The sequence below is a fragment of the Micromonospora sp. LZ34 genome, assembly GCF_052981855.1.
The window spans coordinates 62,856-84,919 of record NZ_JBRIQN010000021.1 but is presented as its reverse complement, the minus strand read 5'-3'; the positions used below and the strand labels follow the sequence as shown (position 1 = coordinate 84,919).

15 protein-coding genes are annotated in these 22,064 nt (G+C 72.4%); 3 read left to right on the top strand and 12 right to left on the bottom strand.

All coding sequences use genetic code 11. The features are described 5' to 3' along the window. Window positions 1-5 precede the first annotated feature (5 nt). Genes ACVCAH_RS22025 through kdpF form a run of 4 tightly spaced genes read right to left on the bottom strand, consistent with a single transcriptional unit; the run spans window position 6 to window position 4,844 of the window. Window positions 6-887, bottom strand: coding sequence for a potassium-transporting ATPase subunit C (locus ACVCAH_RS22025; RefSeq protein ID WP_447138069.1), 882 nt, complete (start codon window positions 885-887; stop codon window positions 6-8). Next, window positions 887-3,079 carry a potassium-transporting ATPase subunit KdpB gene (gene kdpB, locus ACVCAH_RS22020; RefSeq protein WP_447138068.1) on the bottom strand — a complete coding sequence of 731 codons (2,193 nt, stop codon included), beginning with the start codon at window positions 3,077-3,079 and terminating at the stop codon, window positions 887-889. Before kdpB ends, ACVCAH_RS22025 begins: the two co-directional genes overlap by 1 nt. A gap of 20 nt (window positions 3,080-3,099) precedes the next feature. Then, complete coding sequence (gene kdpA / locus ACVCAH_RS22015; protein ID WP_447138067.1) at window positions 3,100-4,755, bottom strand: potassium-transporting ATPase subunit KdpA; 1,656 nt, start codon at window positions 4,753-4,755, stop codon at window positions 3,100-3,102. Then, window positions 4,755-4,844, bottom strand: coding sequence for a K(+)-transporting ATPase subunit F (gene kdpF / locus ACVCAH_RS22010; protein ID WP_447138066.1), 90 nt, complete (start codon window positions 4,842-4,844; stop codon window positions 4,755-4,757). Before kdpF ends, kdpA begins: the two co-directional genes overlap by 1 nt. Before the next feature lie 438 nt (window positions 4,845-5,282). On the opposite strand from kdpF, the gene ACVCAH_RS22005 reads away from it, so the two are divergent. Beyond that, on the top strand, window positions 5,283-6,071 hold the full coding sequence (locus ACVCAH_RS22005) for a HEAT repeat domain-containing protein (RefSeq protein WP_447138065.1): 789 nt from the start codon (window positions 5,283-5,285) through the stop codon (window positions 6,069-6,071). Between the two features lie 7 nt (window positions 6,072-6,078). Here ACVCAH_RS22005 and ACVCAH_RS22000 read toward each other — a convergent pair whose 3' ends face one another. Beyond that, window positions 6,079-6,747 carry a M23 family metallopeptidase gene (locus ACVCAH_RS22000; protein ID WP_447138064.1) on the bottom strand — a complete coding sequence of 223 codons (669 nt, stop codon included), beginning with the start codon at window positions 6,745-6,747 and terminating at the stop codon, window positions 6,079-6,081. A gap of 54 nt (window positions 6,748-6,801) precedes the next feature. After that, window positions 6,802-8,355: an OFA family MFS transporter gene (locus ACVCAH_RS21995; protein WP_447138108.1), complete on the bottom strand. Its 1,554-nt coding sequence runs from the start codon at window positions 8,353-8,355 to the stop codon at window positions 6,802-6,804. Window positions 8,356-8,736: 381 nt separating this feature from the next. On the opposite strand from ACVCAH_RS21995, the gene ACVCAH_RS21990 reads away from it, so the two are divergent. Then, on the top strand, window positions 8,737-10,404 hold the full coding sequence (locus tag ACVCAH_RS21990) for an ABC-F family ATP-binding cassette domain-containing protein (protein WP_447138063.1): 1,668 nt from the start codon (window positions 8,737-8,739) through the stop codon (window positions 10,402-10,404). Between the two features lie 197 nt (window positions 10,405-10,601). On the opposite strand, the gene ACVCAH_RS21985 is transcribed toward ACVCAH_RS21990, so the two are convergent. Both ACVCAH_RS21985 and ACVCAH_RS21980 read right to left on the bottom strand, forming a co-directional pair. After that, the gene (locus ACVCAH_RS21985) at window positions 10,602-10,988 is read right to left on the bottom strand and encodes a hypothetical protein (RefSeq protein WP_447138062.1); all 387 of its coding nucleotides are present in this window, start codon (window positions 10,986-10,988) and stop codon (window positions 10,602-10,604) included. A 385-nt stretch (window positions 10,989-11,373) separates the two neighbouring features. Then, entirely contained in the window at window positions 11,374-12,051 is a 678-nt protein-coding gene (locus ACVCAH_RS21980) for a TetR/AcrR family transcriptional regulator (RefSeq protein ID WP_447138061.1), read from the bottom strand. Window positions 12,052-12,115: 64 nt separating this feature from the next. Here ACVCAH_RS21980 and ACVCAH_RS21975 point away from each other — a divergent pair, with 64 nt between their 5' ends. Then, the gene (locus ACVCAH_RS21975) at window positions 12,116-12,928 is read left to right on the top strand and encodes an alpha/beta fold hydrolase (RefSeq protein ID WP_447138060.1); all 813 of its coding nucleotides are present in this window, start codon (window positions 12,116-12,118) and stop codon (window positions 12,926-12,928) included. Window positions 12,929-12,995: 67 nt separating this feature from the next. On the opposite strand, the gene ACVCAH_RS21970 is transcribed toward ACVCAH_RS21975, so the two are convergent. From ACVCAH_RS21970 to ACVCAH_RS21955, 4 genes are all read right to left on the bottom strand, one after another. Further along, window positions 12,996-15,782, bottom strand: a complete 2,787-nt coding sequence (locus tag ACVCAH_RS21970) for a M36 family metallopeptidase (protein ID WP_447138059.1) — start codon at window positions 15,780-15,782, stop codon at window positions 12,996-12,998. Between the two features lie 409 nt (window positions 15,783-16,191). Beyond that, a complete protein-coding gene (locus ACVCAH_RS21965; protein ID WP_447138058.1) occupies window positions 16,192-18,072 on the bottom strand; it encodes a Xaa-Pro dipeptidyl-peptidase in 1,881 nt (626 codons plus the stop codon). A gap of 141 nt (window positions 18,073-18,213) precedes the next feature. Continuing rightward, the gene (locus ACVCAH_RS21960) at window positions 18,214-19,146 is read right to left on the bottom strand and encodes a hypothetical protein (protein ID WP_447138057.1); all 933 of its coding nucleotides are present in this window, start codon (window positions 19,144-19,146) and stop codon (window positions 18,214-18,216) included. An 82-nt stretch (window positions 19,147-19,228) separates the two neighbouring features. After that, entirely contained in the window at window positions 19,229-22,006 is a 2,778-nt protein-coding gene (locus ACVCAH_RS21955; RefSeq protein WP_447138056.1) for an ATP-binding protein, read from the bottom strand. Window positions 22,007-22,064: the final 58 nt, after the last annotated feature.

The window sequence follows — 22,064 nt, the reverse complement described above, 5'->3', positions numbered from 1 at the left end:
CCCGCTCAGCGGGCGGGGAACTCCCGGTCCAGTGCCAGGTTGAGGTCCAGCACGGTGACGGCGGGCTCACCGATGAAGCCGAGCGCCCGGCCGGTGGTGTGCTCGGCGACCAGCCGGCGGACCGCCGCCGGGTCCGCGCCACGCTCGCGCGCGACCCGGTTCACCTGCAGCTCGGCGTACGCCGGGCTGATCTGCGGGTCGAGGCCGCTGCCGCTGGCGGTGACCGCGTCGGCGGGCACCGCCGGGCGGGCGGGGGCGTCGCCGCGGATCGGGGTGACGATTCCGCCGGCGGCCACATGGTCCTCGCCTGGGCGGGCCAGTTCCACCGGCACGCCCTGCCAGGTGGGGAGGAACGGGGTGGCCGGGGCGGTCTGGTTGACGCTCACCACCCGGGTTACCGGGCCGGTGAGCCCGTCGGCGCGGAACACCGCGAGCACCGCGCCGACGCCGTCGGGCGTGCAGAACGGCCGGCGCCCGTCCACGCCGTTCAGCTCGCCGACCGCCTTGCTGCGCGCACAGACCTGGGTGAGCAGGCTCCGCGTGGACTCCTCCGGGTCGGTGGCGATGGTGTCCACCACGCTCTCCGGGCCGAGGTTGCTGGCCGCGGTGGCGGTCGGGTCGTAGCCGTCGCCCGCCGCCGACGGGCGGCTCTGGAAGTAGCGCGGGATTGGATTGCCGTCCGGGTCGGTGAAGGACTGCCCGATCAGGCTGCTGCCGACGGTGCGCCCGTCGACGGTGACGAGGGACCCGTCGGCCTTGCCGTCGAGGCCGGGGATCCGGCCCACGGCGACCAGGGCGAGCGGGTAGATCAGGCCGAGCAGGACGGTGAAGACGAGCAGGGCCCGCAGGGCGGCGAGGTGCTGGGCGAGCCAGTTGGGTAGACGCATCACGAGATCCCCGGGATGAACTGGATGAGCAGGTCGATGAGCTTGATGCCGATGAACGGCACGACGAGGCCGCCCAGTCCGTAGCGCCAGAGGTTGCGGCTGAGCAGCGTCGACGCGCTGGCCGGCCGGTACCGGACGCCGCGCAGGGCGAGCGGGATGAGCGCGATGATGATCACGGCGTTGAAGATGACCGCCGACAGGATCGCCGACTCCGGGCTGGCCAGCCGCATGATGTTCAGCGTGTCCAGGCTCGGGTAGAGGCCGGCGAACATGGCCGGGATGATCGCGAAGTACTTCGCCACGTCGTTGGCGATGGAGAAGGTGGTCAGCGCGCCGCGGGTGATCAGCAGCTGCTTGCCGATCTCCACGATCTCGATGAGCTTGGTCGGGTCGGAGTCGAGGTCGACCATGTTGCCGGCCTCCTTCGCGGCCGACGTGCCGGTGTTCATCGCCACCCCGACGTCCGCCTGGGCCAGCGCCGGCGCGTCGTTGGTTCCGTCGCCGGTCATCGCGACCAGCCGGCCGCCCTCCTGCTCCTTCCGGATCAGGGCGAGCTTGTCCTCCGGCGTGGCCTCGGCGAGGAAATCGTCCACCCCCGCCTCGTCGGCGATCGCCTTGGCGGTCCGCGGATTGTCACCGGTGATCATCACGGTCCGGATGCCCATCCGGCGCATCTCGTCGAAGCGCTCCCGCATCCCCGACTTGACCACGTCCTTGAGGTGGATGACGCCGAGCGCCCGGGCCGGCTGGCCCTCGAGGTGCTCGGCGACCACCAGCGGGGTGCCGCCGGTGCCGCTGATCGCATCGACCATCTCGCCGACCTGGCCGGTCGGGTGGCCGCCGTTGTCGCGTACCCACTTCATCACCGCGGCAGCGGCACCCTTGCGGATCCGGCGGGCCCCACCGTCGACGCTCCCCGCGCCGAGGTCGACACCGCTCATGCGGGTCTGCGCGGTGAACGGCACGAAGGTCGCGTGCGGCATCACGCCGGGCTCGCGCTCGCGCAGCCCGTACTCGTTCTTGGCCAGCACCACCACCGAGCGCCCCTCCGGAGTCTCGTCGGCCAGGCTGGAGAGCTGCGCGGCGTCGGCGAGTTCGGCCGCGGGGGTCCCCTCGACCGGGACGAACTCGGCGGCCTGCCGGTTGCCGAGGGTGATGGTGCCGGTCTTGTCCAGCAGCAGGGTGTTCACGTCGCCGGCCGCCTCGACCGCGCGACCGCTCACCGCGAGCACGTTGCGCTGCACCAGGCGGTCCATGCCGGCGATGCCGATCGCCGAGAGCAGCGCGCCGATCGTGGTGGGGATCAGGCAGACCAGCAAGGAGACCAGCACCAGGCCGCTGACGCCGGCGTCGGTGATCGCGCCGGTGTCCGGCGCGGCGGCCTGGTAACCCTTCGAGAAGATCGCCAGCGGCTGGAGGGTGACCACCGCGAGCAGGAAGATGATCGTGAGCGCGGCGAGCAGGATGTTCAGCGCGATCTCGTTCGGCGTCTTCTGCCGGTTGGCTCCCTCGACCAGGGCGATCATCCGGTCGATGAAGCTCTCCCCGGGCTTTTGGGTGATCTTGACGATGATCCGGTCGGAGAGCACCCGGGTGCCGCCGGTGACCGCGCTGCGGTCGCCGCCGGACTCCCGGATCACCGGAGCGGACTCGCCGGTGATGGCCGACTCGTCGACGCTGGCGATGCCCTCGACGACGTCACCGTCCCCCGGGATGATGCCGCCCGCCTCGACCAGGACGATGTCGCCCTGCCTCAGCTCGGGCGCGGGCACGGCCTCGTCCCGGTAGCGGTTCGCCGGTGCGCCGGGGGTCCAGCCGAGCAGACGGGTGGCGATGGTGTCCCGCTTCGCCTGACGCAGGGTGGCCGCCTGGGCCTTGCCCCGGCCCTCCGCCACGGCCTCGGCCAGGTTGGCGAAGAGCACCGTCAGCCAGAGCCAGACGGTGATGGCCCAGGCGAACACGGACGGGTCCGCGACCGCGAGCACGGTGGTGAAGGCGGCGCCGATCTCGACGATCAGCATCACCGGGTTGTGCCACAGCGTGCGCGGGTCGAGCTTGCGCAGCGCGTCCGGCAGGGACCGGAACAGCTGCTTCGGGTCGAGCAGGCCGCCGCCCACCCGATCGCCCTGGATGGCGGGTGTGCCGGCGGTCGGCGCGTCGCCGGCCCCGGATGTCACCGACGTGACGGACATGTTCTCGGTCCTCATGGAGATCAGAGCCCTTCGGCCAGTGGGCCGAGCGCGAGGGCGGGCAGGAAGGTCAGCGCGACCAGGACCACCGTGACGCCGACGACCATCCCCACGAACAGGGGCCGGTGGGTCGGCAGGGTGCCCTCGGACGTCGGGGTGGGTTGCTGCCGGGCCAGCGAGCCGGCCAGGGCGAGCACGAAGATGATCGGCAGGAACCGGCCGAGCAGCATGCAGAGCCCGAGCGCGGTGTCCCACCAGGTGGTGTTCACGGTGATGCCGGCGAACGCGGACCCGTTGTTGTTGCTCGCCGAGGTGAACGCGTAGAGCACCTCGGAAAGCCCGTGCGGGCCGACGTTGAGCGCGGTCGCGGCGTTGCCGGTGGCGAACGCGGCCGCCGTACCGGTCAGCACCAGGGCCGGGGTGACCAGGAAGTACATCGAGGCGAACTTGATCTCCCGGGCGCCGATCTTCTTGCCCAGGTACTCCGGCGTCCGGCCGACCATCAGCCCGGCCACGAAGACCGTGATCACCGCGAGGATCAGCAGGCCGTAGAGGCCGGCGCCGACGCCGCCCGGGGCGATCTCGCCGAGCATCATGTTGACCAGCGGCATCATGCCGCCGAGCGCGGTGTACGAGTCGTGGAACGAGTTGACCGCACCGGTGGAGGTCAACGTGGTCGCCGCGGCGAAGGTCGCCGAGTTCGACACGTCGAAGCGGACCTCCTTGCCCTCCAGCGCCGCGCCGACCGCCTGCGGCACGGTGCCGTGCCCGGCCAGTTCGAAGACGTTGGTCAGGGTGACACTGGCCAGGGCGAGGATGGCCATCACGGCGACGATCGCGTACCCCTGCCGGCGCTGGCCGACCATCCGGCCGAAGACCCGGGGCAGGCTGAACGGGATCAGCAGGATCAGGAAGACCTCCAGCCAGTTCGTCCAGGCCGTCGGGTTCTCGAACGGGTGGGCGCTGTTGGCGTTGTAGAAGCCGCCGCCGTTGGTGCCCAGTTCCTTGATCACTTCCTGGCTGGCCACCGGCCCGCCGGTGATCGTCTGGCTGTCGCCGGTCAGCGTGGTGACCTCGGTGCCGGCCGAGAGGTTCTGCACCACCCCGCCGAGCATCAGGACGATCGCCCCGAGCACCGCGATCGGCAGCAGGATCCGCAGCGTGATCCGGGTCAGGTCGACCCAGAAGTTGCCGAGGTGCTCGGTGTGGTGCCGGGCGAAGCCGCGGACCAGGGCGACCGCGACCGCGATGCCGACCGCCGCACTGACGAAGTTCTGCACCGCCAGGCCGGCCATCTGCACCAGGTGGCCCATGGTCGACTCACCGGAGTACGACTGCCAGTTGGTGTTGGTCACGAACGACACCGCGGTGTTCCAGGCGCCGTGCGGCACCACCGGGTCGAAGCCCAGCGAGAGCCAGAGTCTGTCCTGCACCCGCTGGAACGCGTAGAGGAACAGGATCGAGACGGCCGAGAAGGCCAGCACGCTGCGGGCGTAGACGCCCCAGCTCTGCTCGGCGGCCGGATTGACCCCGACCAGCCGGTAGATCCCCCGCTCGATCCGGGACTGCCTGGTGCCGGAGACCACCTGGTACATGTGGTCGCCGAACGGCCGGTGGACGGCGGCCAGCACCACCACCAGCGACAGCACGAAGACGACCCCGGCTGTTGTCATGGTCATCAGAAGCGCTCCGGAAACAGCAGGGCGACCAGCATGAAGACGCCCAGACCGATCGCCAGCACCAGGCCGACGGCGTTGACGACGCTCACAGCTTCTCCACCGCCCGCACCGTCAGGGCGAGCGCCAGGAACAGCGCCACCGTCAACACCACGAACATCACGTCAGACACCGCCGACTCCTCATACCGGACCAGTTCGCCGCGACCGCCTCCCGGTCGCGCCCGGCAATCAAAGCGCCATGGAATCCGGGCGGACAGGGGCTTTGACGCGACCGTGACGGCGACGGCCGGTTTCTTTACGCCGTTTTCACAGGCCCGTCCGGGGAGTGTCCAGGGGGCATCCCGGGAGCGAGCGTTCGGGGCAGCGGCGCGGCGACGGACGACGGCGGTGCACGCGGCGAGCGGTTCCGCGTACCGCCCACCTCCGCTGGCGCCTACTCCCCCGCTCGAAAGCAGGAACGCCGGCAGGACAGGGCGCCAATCCGTGACGACACGCCGATCGCGGCGGCTGACATGGCAGGATCCGGCCGTGAATTCGGACGAGGCGGCAGGGCTCTTCGCCCGGGCACTCGAAACCGCGGGCTCGGCCGCCGACTTGGGTGCCACCACCGACGCCCGTGGGACGGCCGTGCTGGTCGCCTTCGCCGCTGACGCCGACGCCGACGTACGTCTGGAGGTTGCGAGATCGTTGCCGGCGGTGATGCCCGACGGGGCGGACGACGCGGGAGTGGCCGCGCTGATCGACCTGTGCCGTGACGCTGACCCGGAGGTGCGGAACTGGGCGACGTTCGGCCTGGGCTGGCAGAGCACCGCGGACGGCCGGACGGTGCGCCGGGCCCTGTGGGAACGCACCGGTGACAGCTACCCTCCGGTGCGCGAGGAGGGCATCCGGGGCCTGGCCCGGCGGCGGGACCAGCGAGCGCTGCCGATGGTGGCCGACCTGCTCGCCGAGGAGAGCGTCGACGGGTGCACCTTCGAAGCGGCCGGGTATCTGGGCCAGCCGTCGCTGGTGCCGCTGCTCGAACGCTTCGACCCTGCCGGTCGCGGCGTGGCGGCGGCGCTACGGGAGTGCGATCCGCGACGCCGCGGCCGCCGGGACACGTTGGCCCTGCGGCTGCTCGACGCGGTGCGGGTCCACCTGCCTGTCGGGCAGATCTCGATCTTCTGCGAACATTTCGAGCTCGGCCTGCACCTCGAGGTCACCGACGCGCGGCCAGGTCTCGGCCCGCTGCGGTGGTCGGTCGAGGCCCTGCTCGAGCGTGCCGACGACGATCCGGACCTGGCCGCCCGGTTGGTCACCCACGACCTTGCGTCGTGAACGGCGGCTACGGCTGCCCGGAGGCGCAGTTGTTGCTCTTCCGCGTGACGGTGTATTCGGTGTCGTCGTTCGTGATGCCGGAGGGCGCACCGTCGAAGTAGGTCTCGACCTTCTCCCAGCCCCGGCGCTGCTCGTAGTGCAGGTGCGGGGCGCCGGAGTTGCCGGTGCTGCCGACCCGCCCGATCTGCTCGCCCTGGGCGACCCGCTGCCCCTCCTCGACCAGCGGCGGTTCGAGCAGGTGGAGGTACTGGGTCTCCCACCTGCCACCGTGGTCGATCTTCACCCAGTAACCGCCGCCGCGGCCGCGCGGGCCGTCCGGGTTCTCGGGGGTACGGCCACCCAGGGAGCCGTTGATGCCCGCCTCGGTGACCGTGCCGGCGTAGGAGGCGAGCACCGGCCGCCCCCACGCCTCGCCCCTGGTGGGGAACAGGTCGACGTCGTAGTCGTCGTGGCCGGGGTAAGTGCCGAGCTGCCAGGTCTCGCCGCAGGCGACCGGGAGTTGGAAGAGGGGGCGCGGGCCCGGCGGGCGCAGCACGGGCACCACGACCACGGCGACGGCGACGAGGGCCACGAGCGCGATGATCGTGCCGAGCACACCGAGAGCGAGGACCCAGCGGGCGGGACGTCGGCGGGCGTGGCGGCGCGTGTGTCGTCTGGTGGCGTGGCCGGTCGTCACCGCCCAAGGGTGGCAGACGCCGGCAAGGCGCCAGGTCCCGGGTGATGGCGCAGATCAATCGGTGAAGAGCTTCGCCGCGGTGGTCAAGGTCTGCACGACGCCGTAGGCGAGCAACACGCTGACCAGCACCCAGGAGATCCAGAGCCGGGTCCGCTGCGTCCCGACGGCCGGTGCCGCGGGTCGGCTCTCCGGGCCCAGGGCGACCGGGTCGGTCTTCTCAGTGGGTGCCACCGGTACGGATCCGCCGGTTTCCGGTTCGTGGAAGCGTTCCGGGACCGGCCGCACCAGCAGGTTGGCGATGAATCCGACGGCCAGCACGCCGACCATGGTGAACAGCGCCGGACGGTACGCCGAGGCGGTGAGCGTGCCCGGCTTGCCCTGCGTGTCGAGGATCCCGTTGACGATCAGCGGCCCGGCCACGCCCGCGGCGGACCAGGCGGTCAGCAGCCGGCCGTGGATGGCGCCGACCTGAAGGGTGCCGAACAGGTCGCGCAGGTAGGCGGGAACGGTCGCGAAACCGCCGCCGTAGAAGGAGATGATGATGCCGGCGAGGAGCACGAACAACCAGGTGGCGTTCTGCCCGAACGCCGCCAGCAGGGCGTACAGCACCATGCCGAGGCCGAGGTAGAGCACGTAGATCGGCTTACGGCCGATGAGGTCGGAGGTCGACGACCACACGAAGCGCCCGGCCATGTTGAACAGCGACAGCAGACCCACGAAGCCCGCCGCCCCGGCGACCGAGACGGCCGACACGGCGTTGTCCCGGAAGAAGTCCTGGATCATCGGTGCGGCCTGCTCGAGGATGCCGATGCCGGCGGTCACGTTGGTGAAGAGCACGATCCAGAGCACCCAGAACGAGCGTGTGCGGATGGCGTTCGCCGCGGTCACGCTGGCCCTGGTGACCAGCGGCTTCTGCGCGACCGAGGCGGGATCGAAGCCGGCCGGGCGCCAGCCGGGCGGGGGCACCCGCACGTTGAACACGCCGAACATCATGATCACGAAGTAACCGATACCGAGCGTGAGGAAGAGCCCCACCAGCGCGCCGCCCGAGGCCACCGAACCTGCTCGGGCGGGGTCGAAGCCGGGGTCGTAGAGCGAGAGCAACTGGCGCGACAGCGGGCTGGCGAGCAACGCGCCACCGCCGAATCCCATGATCGCCAGACCGGTGGCGAGCCCGGGGCGGTCCGGGAACCACTTGATCAGGGTGGAGACCGGCGAGATGTAGCCGATGCCCAGCCCGATACCGCCGATCACGCCGTAGCCCAGATAGAGCAGCCAGAGTTGGCGGGTGGCGATGCCGAGCGCCCCGATCAGGAACCCGGCGGCCCAGAAGCAGGCGGACGTGAACATGGTCTTGCGGGGTCCGCTGCGCTCGGCCCAGGTGCCGCCGACCGCCGCCGAGAGACCGAGCATCACGATCGCGATGCTGAAGATCACGCCGATGGCCGTCTGACTGGCGTCGAAGCGCGCGATGAGGGAGTTCTTGTACACGCTGGTCGCGTAGACCTGCCCGATGCACAGGTGGACCGCGAGGGCCGCCGGCGGGATGAGCCACCGGCTGTACCCGGGGGGAGCGACGGTGTGCCGAGGGTCGAGCGCGGCCAACATGGGCACTTCCGCACCTCCTGCGCACGAAAGGGCGATCCGCGATGCGACGGCCGTGGCAGGTCCCACCGCGACAGGACACGGCGGGATACCCGGAGAGGGCCGAATAATCCCGCAAGCCAACCGGACCGCAGGGGTCCAGTCCGCAGCGCGGTGTCCGCATCGGTGTCCGGCTGGTCAGGTACGGTTGAGGCATGTATGCAGGCACTGCCTCGATGACGCTCTGGTCCCTCCGCTGACGGCGGCAGGGTTGACCGACTTCTTCTGACCAGCTCTGTTCCGCCGTCCTGGCGTTCCTGCCGGGCGGCGTGTCTGTGCTGCCCGGCTCCATGACGAGCTGAAGAGCAGACAGTGAACAATCTTGAACTGAATTCACCACGAGACTTGACAGCGGAGCCTGACCTCGCATGGGGCGGCCGGCTCCCGGCTGGCGACTCGGCGCACGTCCGAGCCGACGGGGTCCGGGTCGTGCTGGGCGGGCGGGTGGTCCTGTCCGACGTCGACGTAACCGTCTCGGCCGGCTCTCGCCTGGCCATCGTCGGCGAGAACGGCCGCGGCAAGACGACGTTGCTGCACGCGCTGGCCGGCATGATTCCGCCCGACCAGGGCACGGTGGAGCGGATCGGCACGATCGGGGTCGTCCGGCAGGCGCTGGGAGCGCGCCGCGGCGAGACGGTGGGCACCCTCGTGATGGGCGCGATGCGGGAGCCCCAACGCGCGCTGCGGGCGCTCGACGACGCGACGACCGCGATCACCGAGGGCAGGGCAGGCGCGGACACCGCTTACGCCGCCGCACTCGACGCGGCTACCCGACTGGATGCCTGGGACGCGGAACGCCGCGTCGACGTCGCGTTGGCAGGGCTCGACGCCTGCACCGATCGGGGGCGCCCGCTGTCGACGTTGTCGGTCGGTCAGCGCTACCGGGTCCGCCTGGCGTGCGTCCTGGGAGCGCACCACGACCTGCTGATGCTGGACGAGCCGACCAACCACCTCGACGCCGACAGCCTGTCATTCCTCACCACCCGGCTTCGTGGGCATCCGGGCGGGGTGGTGGTCGTAACCCACGACCGTGCCCTGCTGCGGGGCGTGGCCGAGGAGTTCCTGGACCTCGACCCCAGTGAGGACGGGCGACCGCGCTTGTTCGCTGGCGGCTATGCCGGCTGGCAGGAGGGGCGCCGGCGTGAGCGTGAGCGCTGGGTGCGGGACCACGAGACGCAGCAGGCGGAACACCAGCGGCTGGCCGCCGCGGTGGACGAGGCACGGGACCGACTGAGCACGGGCTGGCGCCCGGAGAAGGGACACGGCAAACACCAGCGCCAGTCCCGCGCCCCTGGTGTCGTCCAGACGCTCCGGCGCCGGCAGGAAGCGCTTGCCGCCCACCGGGTCACCGTGCCGGAACCGCCGCTGCCACTGCGCTGGCCCGACGTGGGCACACGACCGGGGATGCGCGTCCTGCGGTGCGACCACGTCACCGTGACCGGGCGCTTCCACCAACCTGTCACGCTCACCCTCGACGGTGGGGACCGGCTGCTCGTGACCGGCCCCAACGGGGCAGGCAAGTCGACGCTGCTCGCGGTTCTGGCGGGAGACCTGGAACCCTCGACGGGGGAGGTCCGCCACCTCGCGCGGGCACGCGTCGCGCACCTCGGGCAGGAGGTGCCGGACTGGCCTCCGACCGTCCTCGCCCACGAGCTGTACGACCAGCATGTCGGCCGGCTGCAGTCCCGGGGGCACCTCAGCGACACCGACCGGCTGCCCCTGACCGCGACCAACCTCCTCGACAGGGAAGCCCTCCGCACGCCGGTCGGGCGGATGTCTCAGGGCCAGCAACGGAGGCTGGATCTCGCCCTGCGGCTCGCCGAGCGACCCGACCTGCTGATCCTCGACGAACCCACCAATCACCTGTCGGCTCCCCTGGTCGACGACCTGACCGCCGCCCTGCTGGAAACCCCGGCAGCGGTCGTCGTCGCCACCCATGACCGTCAGATGCTCAACGACCTCGCGGCATGGCCCGCCCTGTCACTCGCCATCGACCCCGGTGACCGGTCATGATCACGCGCCCCCGCATTCCCGTCCGCGGCCACCGACATGCGATCAGGCCAGCGGCGTGGGGACTCGGCCACCGGCGCCTGCCACTGACCGGGTGACCCGGCCGCGTCACCGCTGGCCGAGCGTGAGGTCTCCGGTGTCGGTGCGAGCTGCCGCCACCGGAGTCCCTCGCCGTGCCGCGACCCGTCGGGTCGGGGGACTCAGGCCACCCTGCCGTTGCCGCGTCGGTTCTCCGCCCGTACGCCGTAGCCGCCACTCGGACCGAGCATCCGGTGCGCGGCCTCGAGCCCGGTCAGCGCCGCCCCGTAGGCGGCGACCTCGCGCTGGAAGTGCTCGACCTTCGAATACCAGAACTTGAGTTCCGGATTCATGCTCTTCGAGTTGATGTAGTTGACGATGTCCTCGTCCGGGGTGATGCCCCGACGCGCGCAGCAACGGTCGAAGCGGGCCTTGGTCCGGTCGTACCGCTCGCTCATCGCCGCCAGGCTGGCTTCCGCCTCCAGCAGCTTGGCCTGGAGGTACACCACGTACTCGCGGGGGATCGAGGGGCTCGCGAGCGCCCGTCGGGTGGTGGTCAGCGCAGACATGACATCACCGGACCCGATGGTCGGTGGGACCGTGCCGCCTGCGGAGCACTCCGGCCGGCACCGACGGTCGACGAACGAATCCATTGTGGAATGGCATGGTGGCCCTCCTTCATCCGCTGCACTTGCGAGCGTCGCAGCGCCAGCGGTCAGGTCGGGTCGATCCGCTGGAGCCAGCCGGGCGACGTTGCCGCCAGCCACTGCGACGCAGTGACATGCTTCTACCCGGATGGGCGGCGGAATATGCCGGCCGCGGCCGCGGGCGCATCGACGACCGTGCCGAGCAGGAACGGCGTGACCAGCGACGAGATCGCGAACTGCCCGGTTTTCACCCCGGCGCTTGGCAGCGGGGCCCGTCCGGCTCGAGGCGCGGCCGACCAACGGCCGCTCAGGCGGGGTCGGTGGCGAGGAGGCCGTGCAGCAGGCTTCGTTGGGCGCGGTCGAAGAGGTCGGCGGCCGGGGCCACGGCGGGCGGCTGGCTGAGGGCGGCCACCAGATGCGGGTACGGGGTGAGGTCGAGGCCGGTGAACGTGAACGCCTCACCGGCCGTCCGCTTCCGGGCGAACAGGATGGAGATCCCGTTCATCACGCCGATCGCCTCGAACTTGGCCATCGGCGTCGCCGGAACCGGCTCCATGATCCGGAAACAGGCGTCGAAGAACGCCAGGGCCTCCGGGCCGACGGCGGACGCCCGCTGGCTCAGCTCGAACAGCCAGGGGTGCCGCTCGTGCACGGCCCGCTGGGCGCGGGCCATCCGCAGCATCGCGTCCAGCCAGTCGCCGTCCGGCTCCGGGTACGGCCGCAGCTCGGCGGCCACCCGGTCGGCCATCAGGTCGAGCAGGTCGTCCCGGGAGGAGAGGTACCGGTAGAGCGAGGCGGCCCCGGTCTCCAGTCGGGTGGCGACCGCCCGCATCGACACCGCCGTCAGCCCGTCGGCGTCCGCGATCGCGATCGCCGCCGCCACGATGTCGTCGCGGCTGTGCGCCGGCGACGGTCCACGGGTGCCCCGTTCCGGTCGCCAGAAGATCGACTCGCGCTGACCGCGGCCCGGGGCTGCTCTGCTCACCGATCTACTGTAAACTGCAAACACCGTTCGCAGTTTCTGGACCGACACGGGAAGGCGGAACCTGATGGAACACATCCTCGCGCCGGACGGCGAGAAGCTCGTCCTGCACTCCACCGGCACCGGCCCGGACGTCGTGGTGGTCCACGGAGGCGGGGTCACCATCGAGCCCTACCGCCGCCTGGCGGCAGCGCTGGCCGACCGCTGCACCGTGTACCTCTACAACCGCCGGGGCCGGGCCGACGCCCCCGCACGCCGCCAGCCCTACACCGTGGAGCAGGAGATCGAGGACCTAGGCGCCGTGCTCGCGCACACCGGTGCCCGCGCCGTCCTCGGACACAGCTCCGGCGGGTTCATCGCGCTGCGCGCCGCGTTCACGCTGCCGATCGCGCGGCTCGCCCTCTACGACCCGGCGGTCTCCGTCAACGGCATCATGTCCGGGGCCTTTCTCCCCGCGGCGCGGGCGGCCCTCGCGGCCGGCGACACCGCACGCGCGATGGCCATCGTCGGCGCCGCCGGCAACCCACAGATGCCGACGTCCCGGCTGCCACTCGGCGTGCAGACCGCGATCTGCCGGCTGTTCCTGCGCACCCCCATCGGTCGCCAGATGGGCGAACTGCTCGGCATCACCCTCGACGAGACCCAGTTCGTCGCCGCCCACGACGGCCCGCCCGACCAGTACGCGGGTGTCACCGCCGACGTGCTGTTCGCCTACGGGCAGGCCGGACCACCGCACTACCCGAAGATCGCGGCGGCCCTGGCACCGGTCATGCCCCGGATGCGGGTGCTGCCGGTGCCACGCTCCGGGCACGACGGCGTCAACCGGGCCCCGGCCCGGCTCGTCGACCCCCTCGCCGAGTTCCTGGCTCCGGCGATCTGACACCCGGCCGGAGGGGCGCGTCCCGTGATCGGGACACCCCTCCGGCCGGCGCCGGAGCGTCACCGCGTCAGCTGGTGAACGCGAAGTACGCGCGGTACTGGAATCCGGTGTCGAGGGTGAGGACGAATTCGCGGCAGGTGCCGGCCCAGGCCGGGTCGGTCTTCCACGGGTAGTTGTACTGGCCGTTGGCGTTGACCGACATCGCCGATCCGCCGGGGTTGGCGGCGGCGACCGGGATGGGCCGCGGGGTGACGGCGCCGTCCGGGCCGACGGTCGCCAGGGTGTCGCAGTCGACCAACCGGGAGTAGGGCGAGCCGCTGGCGAGGATGTCCAGGCCCCGGTTGGTGGCGAGCGCGAACCGCATCGGCACGGCGTCGCCGGCGCCGACGGTGTTGAGGGTGGGCTGTCCGGCCCGGTCGATGAAGTCACCGCGGCAGGACGGGTGGGTGTCGAACGCCTCGGTGTTGTCGTTGCGGCCGGTGGTGCCCTGGACGGCGCTGTGGCCGAGGCCGCGGCGGGCGAAGGAGGCCCAGATGGTGCAGGTGTTCTCGCCGCCGGTGAGGGCGGCGTCGGCGGCGATGATGGCATCGCGACCGGTGACGAAACCGGGGCGGCAGCCCTGCATCTTGAGGCCGTCGATGACGAGTTGGAGGGCGAGGTTGTTGCCGCCGGTGCGCCACGACTCGTAGACGTTCGGGTTGAACCCGTGCCGGTCGACGAGGTCCCAGGTCAGGTCCCACAGCATCGCCGCCCAGCCGTGGCCGATGCCGTGCGGGGCGGCCAGGGAGGTGCCCTCCAGCCAGCCGCCGGTCTTGATGCTGTCGTAGGTGAACGGCTGGATCTCCATGTTCCGCGAGTACGGCCGCGGCCGGATCCCGCCACCCACCCGGCTGTCCTGGAACAGCGCGTACTGCCCGTAACCGCGAGCGCCCTCCGGATCGTCGATCGCGGGGTTGAGCAGCGAGGTGATCGCGAGGAAGTCGCTCCAGCCCTCCCCCATCTGCTCCTCACCGGTGAGGCAGTTGACCGTCGCGCCACCGGTCAGCCGGTTGGAGACCCCGTGGCCGTACTCGTGGAAGATCGTCTCCGAGCGGAACGAGGCGTCCCGCATCGCCGGCCGGGCCAGGTTGCGGTGCACCCGGCCCGCGGCGGGCAGCCCCGCCCTGATGCTGTTGCCGTCGGCCTGGCTCACCATCACCGCGGGGATGCCGACCGCCGGGTTCATGGAGCCGCTCATCACCGCCGGGGCGCCCGCGACGTTGTTGACGACCACCACCGCTACCGCGCCGGCCGCCTCGGCGTTGACCACCTGCGCGTGGTAGTTGCAGCCGCTGCTGCGGTCGACCACGGCGATCGCCCCGCTGGGCAGGCTGTAGGCCGTGCAGCCGTCGCCGGTCGCCCCGACTCCGTCGTCGACCGCCACCACCTCGCCGGCGAAGCCGGCGCTGGTGGGCGCCGGGGTGAACCGGGCGTACTCCGCCTCGTAGGTGCCGGCGGTGGTCCCCGCGCCGATCGTCACGGCGTTCGGCAGGCCGAACTGGTTGCCCGGCCAGAGGAACATCTGCATCCGCGGGCGGCCACCGTCCAGCGCCGGCGTCGAGAAGTTGGCGTTGTTCTGGCCGGAGCCGTCGTGCGCCTCGCACTGCACGTCGTCGCCGCCGGTGCCACCTCGCTCGTAGTTGTTGACCTGGAAATTCCCGGACGCCTCGTCGAAGCCGTACCGGTAGGTCAGGTCGTGGACCATGTTGCACCAGTAGAACTGGTTCACCACCGCGGCCGGGGCGTACGTCTGCGGGTGCTCGTTCAGGTCGGCCGGGAAGTTGAAGGTGAGACCGGCTCCGCCCTCGGTCGCGCTGCCCGGGTCGACCTGGTTGTTGGCGTCCTTGTCGGTGTAGGCGTGCGCGTTGTTGCCCCGGGTGGTGGTGTGCTCGGCGCCCGGCGTGCCGTCGGTGTCGTGCCAGCCGTACGGCGAGGCGGTCCCGTCCGCCGGATTGGTCACCAGGCTCTGCGGGCCGTCGTTCGGGTCGCCCTTGGGGAACTCGAAGACGCGGTAGCTCGACCCGTCGTCGACCGGATTCGGCGGGGTCACCTTCGGGGTCGGGACGTTCGCGGTGGCCACGGTCGGGGCCGCGGGCTCCCGACGGCCCAGCGTGCTGGCCAGGTCGGTGGGGCTGTCCTGGTGGGTCCAGTCGTCGGCGCCCAGCAGTTCGCCGGTCTCGGCGTCGACGGTGGCGTTCCACAGGTGCACGTCGGCGGAGTCGTCGATCACCAACTGCCAGGCCAGGCGCAGCCCGTCGGCGGTCGGCTGCCAGCCCAGCTTCGCCGGGATGGGCTGGTCGGAGATCCCGCTGCCGGAGACGACGGTGCGCTGGGCCGGGCCGCCGCTGCGGCTCATCACCCGCGGGTTGGTCGGGTCCGCCAGGTCGAGGCCGTCGGCCGCCGCCGCCACCGCCTCGACCGGATCCAGGGACGCGGTGCCGGAGACCGCGTCGGAGAGGCCGGATACCAGGGTGTCGCCGACGAAGACGACGCTGCCGTCGCGGGCGATGGTGACGGTGGCGGTGGCGCCGAAGACCTCCAGGTCCTTGTGGCGCTGCGCCAGGTTGACGTGGGTCACGCCGTTGTGCCGGCTGGGGTAGCTGGAGGCCACCGCCAGGTCGGTGAGGTCCACGTCGCGGACGCCGTACTCGGCCGGATGCGCCCGCAGATAGCTGACGGCGATGTCGTCGGGCGCGCCCTGGTTGGGGCCGGTGAGGAAGAGCCGGTTCGTCGGGCCAGCCCCGTCGGGGGCGGCGCCGGCGGGTGTCGCGGTGAACGGTGTCAGGGCCGCGACGAGGGTCGTGGACAGCAGCACGGCGGCGTTTCGTCGGCCACGGGCTGGACGGGAGGATGGGGGCACCGCTGCTCCTTCGGGGGGTGGGAAAGACAGCATGGAGCGCCGGCTCACGACCGCCGCAGCGATCCGCCGCGCTCGTCCGCGGCGCCCGCCCACCCGGCCGTCACGTGCGGTAGTCGGGCGGATGCGAGGTGAATTGCACCGACGCTACGGTGCGGCCCGCGGCCGATCATCCGACGAGTGGCGAAACATTCCCGGCGGCAGGTCCTACGCCTGTCGCGGAACCACCGCCCTCGGTGTCGCGCCGGCGCTGCCGGTCGGTCGTGAAGGGATGGCCGGCGGCGGAGAGCTGCCCGTCGACGACCGGTAGGTGGGGGCGGCCCGACGCGTCGGGCCGCCCCCACCTCGTTCGATGGTGCGGGAGGGATCAGAACCCGAGGACGGCCCTGCCCCCGACCACCGGCAGCCGCAGCTCGCTGTGGTTCGGCGCGACCCGCAGCTCGGTGCCGCCGAGCGGCAGCAGGGTGTACTCCTGGTCGCTGGAGAAGACGACCACGCCGATCCGGTGCCCCGCCGGAAAGACGTAGTCCTTCGGTTCCAGGGTCCACCGGTAGTCGTACAGCTTGCCCTGCTTCACCGGCTCGGTGCGGGACGGACCCTTGCGGTTCTGCGGGTCCATCCAGCCCCGGGTCACCACCCTCGGCGCGGCGGTCGATCCGGCGGGGCCGTAGTCCACCAGGTACACGGTGAGGTTCGCGTCCGGCTTGTTGTCGATCGCCATCCGCAGCCGCATCTCCGGGCGCCCGGAGATCCGGACGTCCTGGGTCAGCACCGGGGAGCGGTAGGCGAGCCGGTTCTGACTCGCCGCGTCCGGATCGGCCACCAGGGTGTCCGGGTGGACGGTCCGGCCCTGGTCGACGAAGCCCTGCTCGACCTTGGCCCTCGGCCGCCTGCCGGTGGTGAGCGTGCCGGGGTCGGTGGCGCTGGTCGCGGAGAGCTTCAGCGCGACCTCGCGGGCACCCGGGTCGGGCCAGTTGGCGTACGTGGTGTACACCCGGTCCTCCCGCTGCAGCACGGCGGTCGGCTCGTCCATGATCCCGTTGCGCACGTTCCACAACCAGTAGTCGAACCAGCGGTTCTCGGTCTGCTTGTAGGTCCACGTCCGGCCGTCGGGCAGGGTCACCGACGCGTTGCTGCCCGGGCCGCCGTGCCCACCCTGGTGCAGCCAGATCCTGCGCGGTACGTCGCGCCGGGCCAGTTCGTCCCACCAGCCGGCGAAGTGCTCGGTCTTCACGTTCCAGTCGTTGAGGCCGTGCACGACGAAGACGCTCGCCTCCACATCGCGGGCGTCGAGGTGGTCGCGATCCCGCCAGAACGTCGAGTAGTCGCCGGTGAGCCGGTCCTGCTCCTCGGTGAGCCTGGCGATCTCGTCGGCGCAGGGCCCCTCGGCGCGGGCCTGGCCGGCGGTGAACTGGGCCAGGATGTCGGTGTCCTCGCCCTGGAACGTCCCGGGGGCGACCACCAGACCGTTGGCCCGGTAGTAGTCGTACCAACTGCTGATCGCGGCGACCGGCACGATGGTCCTGAGCCCCTCGACCCCGGTGGTGGCCACCTGGTTGGGCAGCGTTCCGTTGTAGGAGACGCCGGTCATGCCGACCGCGCCGGTGGTCCAGTCGGCGGTGACCGGGGCGCCGCTCGCGTCGTACCCCTTCGCCCGCCCGTTGAGCCAGTCGATGACCGCCTTGGTGCCGAGCGTCTCGGCCTGGTCGCCGCTGGTCGGGCAGCCGTCCGAGTCACCCGTGCCGACGCTCTGGCCGAGCACCACCGCGTAGCCGCGCGGCACGTAGTAGTCGTCCAGCGAGCCGGGCAGGTTGGCCTTCGCCACCGCACGCTGGGTCTCCACGTCCCGCGTCCGCAGCCCGGATCGGGTCAGGCCGTTCTGCGGCAACTCGTCCACCAGCACACTCGGGTACGGCACGTCGCCCCAGACGTTCTTGCGGTACGGGCTGTGCTCGAAGATGACCGGCACCTTGAAGCCCTGGGTCGCGGTCTCCCGGGGCCGGGAGATGTCGATCGCCACCCGGTCGCGGCGGCCGTCGTGGTCGGTGTCCACCGAGGTCTGTAGGTACACCCGCTCCTCGATCGCGTCCGCGAGCGAGAACACCGGTTGGGTCATGCCGTCACTGACCACGATGCCGGGTGGTGTGCTGGCGGCGGGCTGGGCCGCCGCTGCCGCCGGGGCCGCGCTCAGGACCAATGCGCCGGACATGCCGACGCCGAGTAGTGCCAGATGCGGGGATCGACGCACGGGCGTCTCCCTTCGGTCGGGCTGCTGGCCGGAATCGGCCAGGCGGATCGCGAAGATCCATCCGTCCACATGCTAGGTCCGGTCGGCGCTCCCGTCGATCACCGTCGATCGGGCCGGGCCCGTCGTCCACAGTGGTCGGCGCTACTGCTCGGGTGGGACGCCTTGCAGTCCGTCCGGACCGTCACCACTCGGGCCAGGTCCCCGGCTCGGCGCCGCGAGCACGAGCAGTGCGATCGCGAGGACCAGCACCAGCGCCAGCACCGGCGCCGTGACCAGGCCGGGCGGCAGGGCCCGGCCGACCGCCACCGCGGCCGCCGCCTCGATGCGGTAGCCCGGCTCCAGGAAGGCGGGTTCGGCGTACGAGTGGAACTCGGACAGGACAACCGGCCGGACCGGCCCCACCGCCGTCAGGTCGGCGGTGAGCAGGGCTGCGGTCAGCAGCGACGCGCCCAGCGCGGCCGGGACGCCGAACCGCCACCGCCGACCGGCGGCCACCAGGAGCACCGTCAGTCCGGCGGCCACCGTCACCACGGTCGGCAGTTGAGCGCCGAGCGCGACCAGTCGCCGGGTCAGGCTCCCTCCGCCGATCCCGGTGAGCAGGATGACCGCCACCCCGGCGACGGCGGCCCAGGCGACCCACCGTGGCCACCGCGCGTCGGTCCGCGGCCGGTCGGCCAGCGTCACGATCGTGCCGCCACAGATCAGCGGTATCCCCAGCAACGCGGACCAGTGCTGGGTGAGCTGCGCCGACAACGCCTCACCCAGCCAGGCGAGATCCTCACCGAGGGAATACGGCCGCGCCGGGCTCAGCGGCGCGTAGAACGGCGTCAGGTACCTCGGCCCGCCCAGGTCCCGGCTCGCCAGCACGGCGCCGACCGCGAGCAGGCCGATGCCAGCCGCCACGGCGAGGCGGCCCCGCCCGGTGCCGAGCAGCACGATCGCGGCAAGGCCGGCCAGTGCCACGGCGGTCGCCTGCCCGGCGAGGACCAGCGCGTCCGACAGCGCGCCGAGTAGGAGCACCGCCGCCCCGCCGGCGACCACCGACCAGCAGACCGATTTCGGAGACAGCCGCACGGCGCACATCCAATCACGCCGGCCCGGTCGGCCCCGACCCCGAAGCCGGGCCGTCAGGTGATCCGGTCGCCGCTGGTTGGCGTCACGCGCCGAGGTCGTCGAGTTCGGCCCGGCCTTCGGCGGCCCGTTCGGGCAGGAGCAGCAGGGTGACGGCGCGTTCGAAGCGGGCGCCCACGCGCTCCCAGCCCCGCACGGCCGCGACGAGCGAGTCGCGGTCGCCGTGCCGCCGGCCCCGGGCGCGGTCCAGGCACGCGGCCGCCCAGTCGTTCTCGGCGCCCGCCGCGCCGGCGGCGGCGAGCCGGTCGTCCGCGTCGGGAAGGCCGGCGAGCACGGCGAGTTCGGCGGCGGCGGCGCGGGCGTACGTCTCGTGCCGGCCCCGTGGGAAGTCGCCGAAGGCGCGCTCGACCAGCGCGGCGGCCCCGGTGAACTCGCCGTTGTGCGCGGCGACGCGGGCGTCGACGAAGACCGCGAAGGAGGCGTTGTTCTGTACCAGGGCGGGGTTGGTGGCGCCGGTGGCCAGCACGGCGCGGGCCCGCCAGCGGCGGTAGCCGTCGAGGTCGCCGCGCAGGCCGTGGGCGAGGGCGACGGCGGAGACGCCCGGTGACATCCACGCCGCGGTCGGGCAGCCGGCCGCCTCCCAGCCGTGCCACATGGCGCGAGCGTGGTCGAGGGCCTCGTCCAGCCGGCCGAGCATCACCAGGGTCGGTACCAGCTTGCTGGTGGCCCGGTACGGGTGTGCGCCGAGCACCTCGTCGGCGAGGATCGTCTCGGCGGTGGCCAGTGCGGCCGGCAGGTCACCGGCGGCGAACGCGGAGAGCCAGGCGACGTGGAAGATGTCGAGGACCTCGGCGGCGTACCCGGGTCGGTGCCGGGGCATCAGCGCCAGCAGGTCGAGCCGTTGGCGGGCGAGCTGGTGGGCCTCGCGCAGCCGCCCGGTGCGGGCGGCCAGCGTGCCGGCCAGGTCGAGCCCGCCGCTGATCAGCACCGGGTCGCCGGTGGCCTCGGCCGCCCGTACGGCCCGTCCGGTCAGTGCGGGATCGGGGTCGGCCGGCGTCGGGCTGCCGCTCCAGGCCGCGGCGGCGGCCAGGTGGGCCGCCACCAGGGCGTCGCCGCTGTCGCCGGCCGCCGTCGCGTCCCGGATGAGTTGGTCCACCCGGTCGCGCGGCACCGGGTGGGTGAAGCCGGAGGGGAACCGGCGGGCCGTGACCACGGCACGAGCGAGCGCGATCGCCTCGCTGCGGCGGTCACCGGCTGCCCGGGCCCGTTCCGCGGCCTGCAGCAGCAGGTCGAACGCGCCGCTGGCGTGCCCGATGGTGTAGACCGCGTCGGACGCGGTGACCAGGTCGGCCGCGGCGGTCGCCGCCGGCGCGTGGTCGGCGGCGCGGCGGAAGTGGCTGATGGACTCGCGCAGGAACCGGCGGGCGTAGGTCAGCTCGCCCAGCGACCGGGCGAGCCGATGCGCCACCGGGTCGGGACCGGCCGGTGCGGCGGACAGCGCGGAGCGCAGGTCGTCGGCGACGACGTCGAACTCGTCGGCCCACGGGCCGTCGGCGAGGTCGATGCGGCCGGCCAGCGCGGCGGCGGTCCGCGCCGCCCACCGCAGGTGCCGGCGGCGTACGGCGGCCTGCTCGCCGCTGTCGGCCAGCTTCGCCGCGGCGTAGGCGCGGATCGTCTCCAGCATCCGCCACCGGCTGGTCGATCCCCGGTGGCGGACGACGAGGCTCCGGTCGGCCAGTCGGCCGAGCACGTCGGCGACGGACGCGGCGGCGTCCGCCGTCGGGTGGTCGCCGGACGGGACCGGTCCGCCGGCCCGCGCGTCGTCGGGCGCGGCGACGGCGACCGCGGCGACCAGGTCGAACCCGCCGTTGAACACCGACAGGCGTCGGAACATGTCCTGCTCGCTGCGGTGCAGCAGGTCGTGGCTCCAGTCCACCACCGCGCGCAGCGAGTGGTGCCGCTGGTCGTAGCCCCGGCCGCCGTCGAGCACCCGGAGGGAGTCGCTCAGTGCGGCGCGCAGGGTGTCGATGCCCAGGGACGCGGTGCGCGCGGCGGCGAGTTCGATGGCCAGCGGGATGCCGTCGAGCCGGGCGCAGATGTCGGCGACGGCCGCCGGTTCGCCGACCAGTCCCGGGTCGGCGGCGGCCGCCCGGTCCTGGAAGAGGCGCTCGGCGTCGGAGGCCAGGGGAAGCGGCCCGACCGCGACCGTCCGCTCGCCGGGCAGGCCGAGCCGTTGCCGGCTGGTCGCCAGCACGGTCACCTCGGGACACGCGGCCAGCACCCGGTCGACGAACTGCGCCACCGCGTCGACGAGGTGCTCGCAGTTGTCCAGCACGAGCAGTGCGCGCCGGCGGCCCAGGTCGTCGACGATGGCGTCCATGAGGGGCTGCTGGGGCCCCTCGCGGATCCCCAGCCGGGTCGCCACGGCCTGGGCGACGAAGCCGGCCTGGACGGCCACCAGATCGACGAAACCGCCGTGCCCGGGGTGGGCCTCGCGGCTCACCTCGATCGCCAGCCGTGTCTTGCCCACGCCGCCGGGGCCCACCAGGGTCACCAGCCGGGCGGCGTCCAGCGCGGTGAGGACGGCGTCCCGCTCGTGCGCCCGGCCGATGAAGCTGGTCCTCGGGGCGGGCAGCCCGGGCAGGGTGGCCGGTGCCGTGGTTCGCGGGCGGGCGATGCGAGCCAGCGCCAGCCGGTCGGTGACACCGAACTTCCGCAGCAGCGACGAGACGTGACTCTCCACCGTCCGTACCGAGATGAACAGCTTCGCGGCGATCTCGGCGTTGGTCAGCCGCTCGCCCAGCGCGGCCAGGACGTCCGCCTCCCGCCTGGAGATCGCCGGCGTGGTGTCGCTGCCCGTCATGTCCACCATCCTCGCCGAGCCGGGTCCGTGGTGGAAATCCGTGCTCACCACGGATGTC

Coding starts and splice junctions, on each gene's coding strand:
- ACVCAH_RS22025 (WP_447138069.1), bottom strand. CDS start 887: ATGCGTCTACCCAACTGGCTCGCCCAGCACCTCGCCGCCCTGCGGGCC.
- kdpB (WP_447138068.1), bottom strand. CDS start 3,079: ATGTCCGTCACGTCGGTGACATCCGGGGCCGGCGACGCGCCGACCGCC.
- kdpA (WP_447138067.1), bottom strand. CDS start 4,755: ATGACCATGACAACAGCCGGGGTCGTCTTCGTGCTGTCGCTGGTGGTG.
- ACVCAH_RS21995 (WP_447138108.1), bottom strand. CDS start 8,355: ATGTTGGCCGCGCTCGACCCTCGGCACACCGTCGCTCCCCCCGGGTAC.
- ACVCAH_RS21985 (WP_447138062.1), bottom strand. CDS start 10,988: ATGTCTGCGCTGACCACCACCCGACGGGCGCTCGCGAGCCCCTCGATC.
- ACVCAH_RS21975 (WP_447138060.1), top strand. CDS start 12,116: ATGGAACACATCCTCGCGCCGGACGGCGAGAAGCTCGTCCTGCACTCC.
- ACVCAH_RS21955 (WP_447138056.1), bottom strand. CDS start 22,006: ATGACGGGCAGCGACACCACGCCGGCGATCTCCAGGCGGGAGGCGGAC.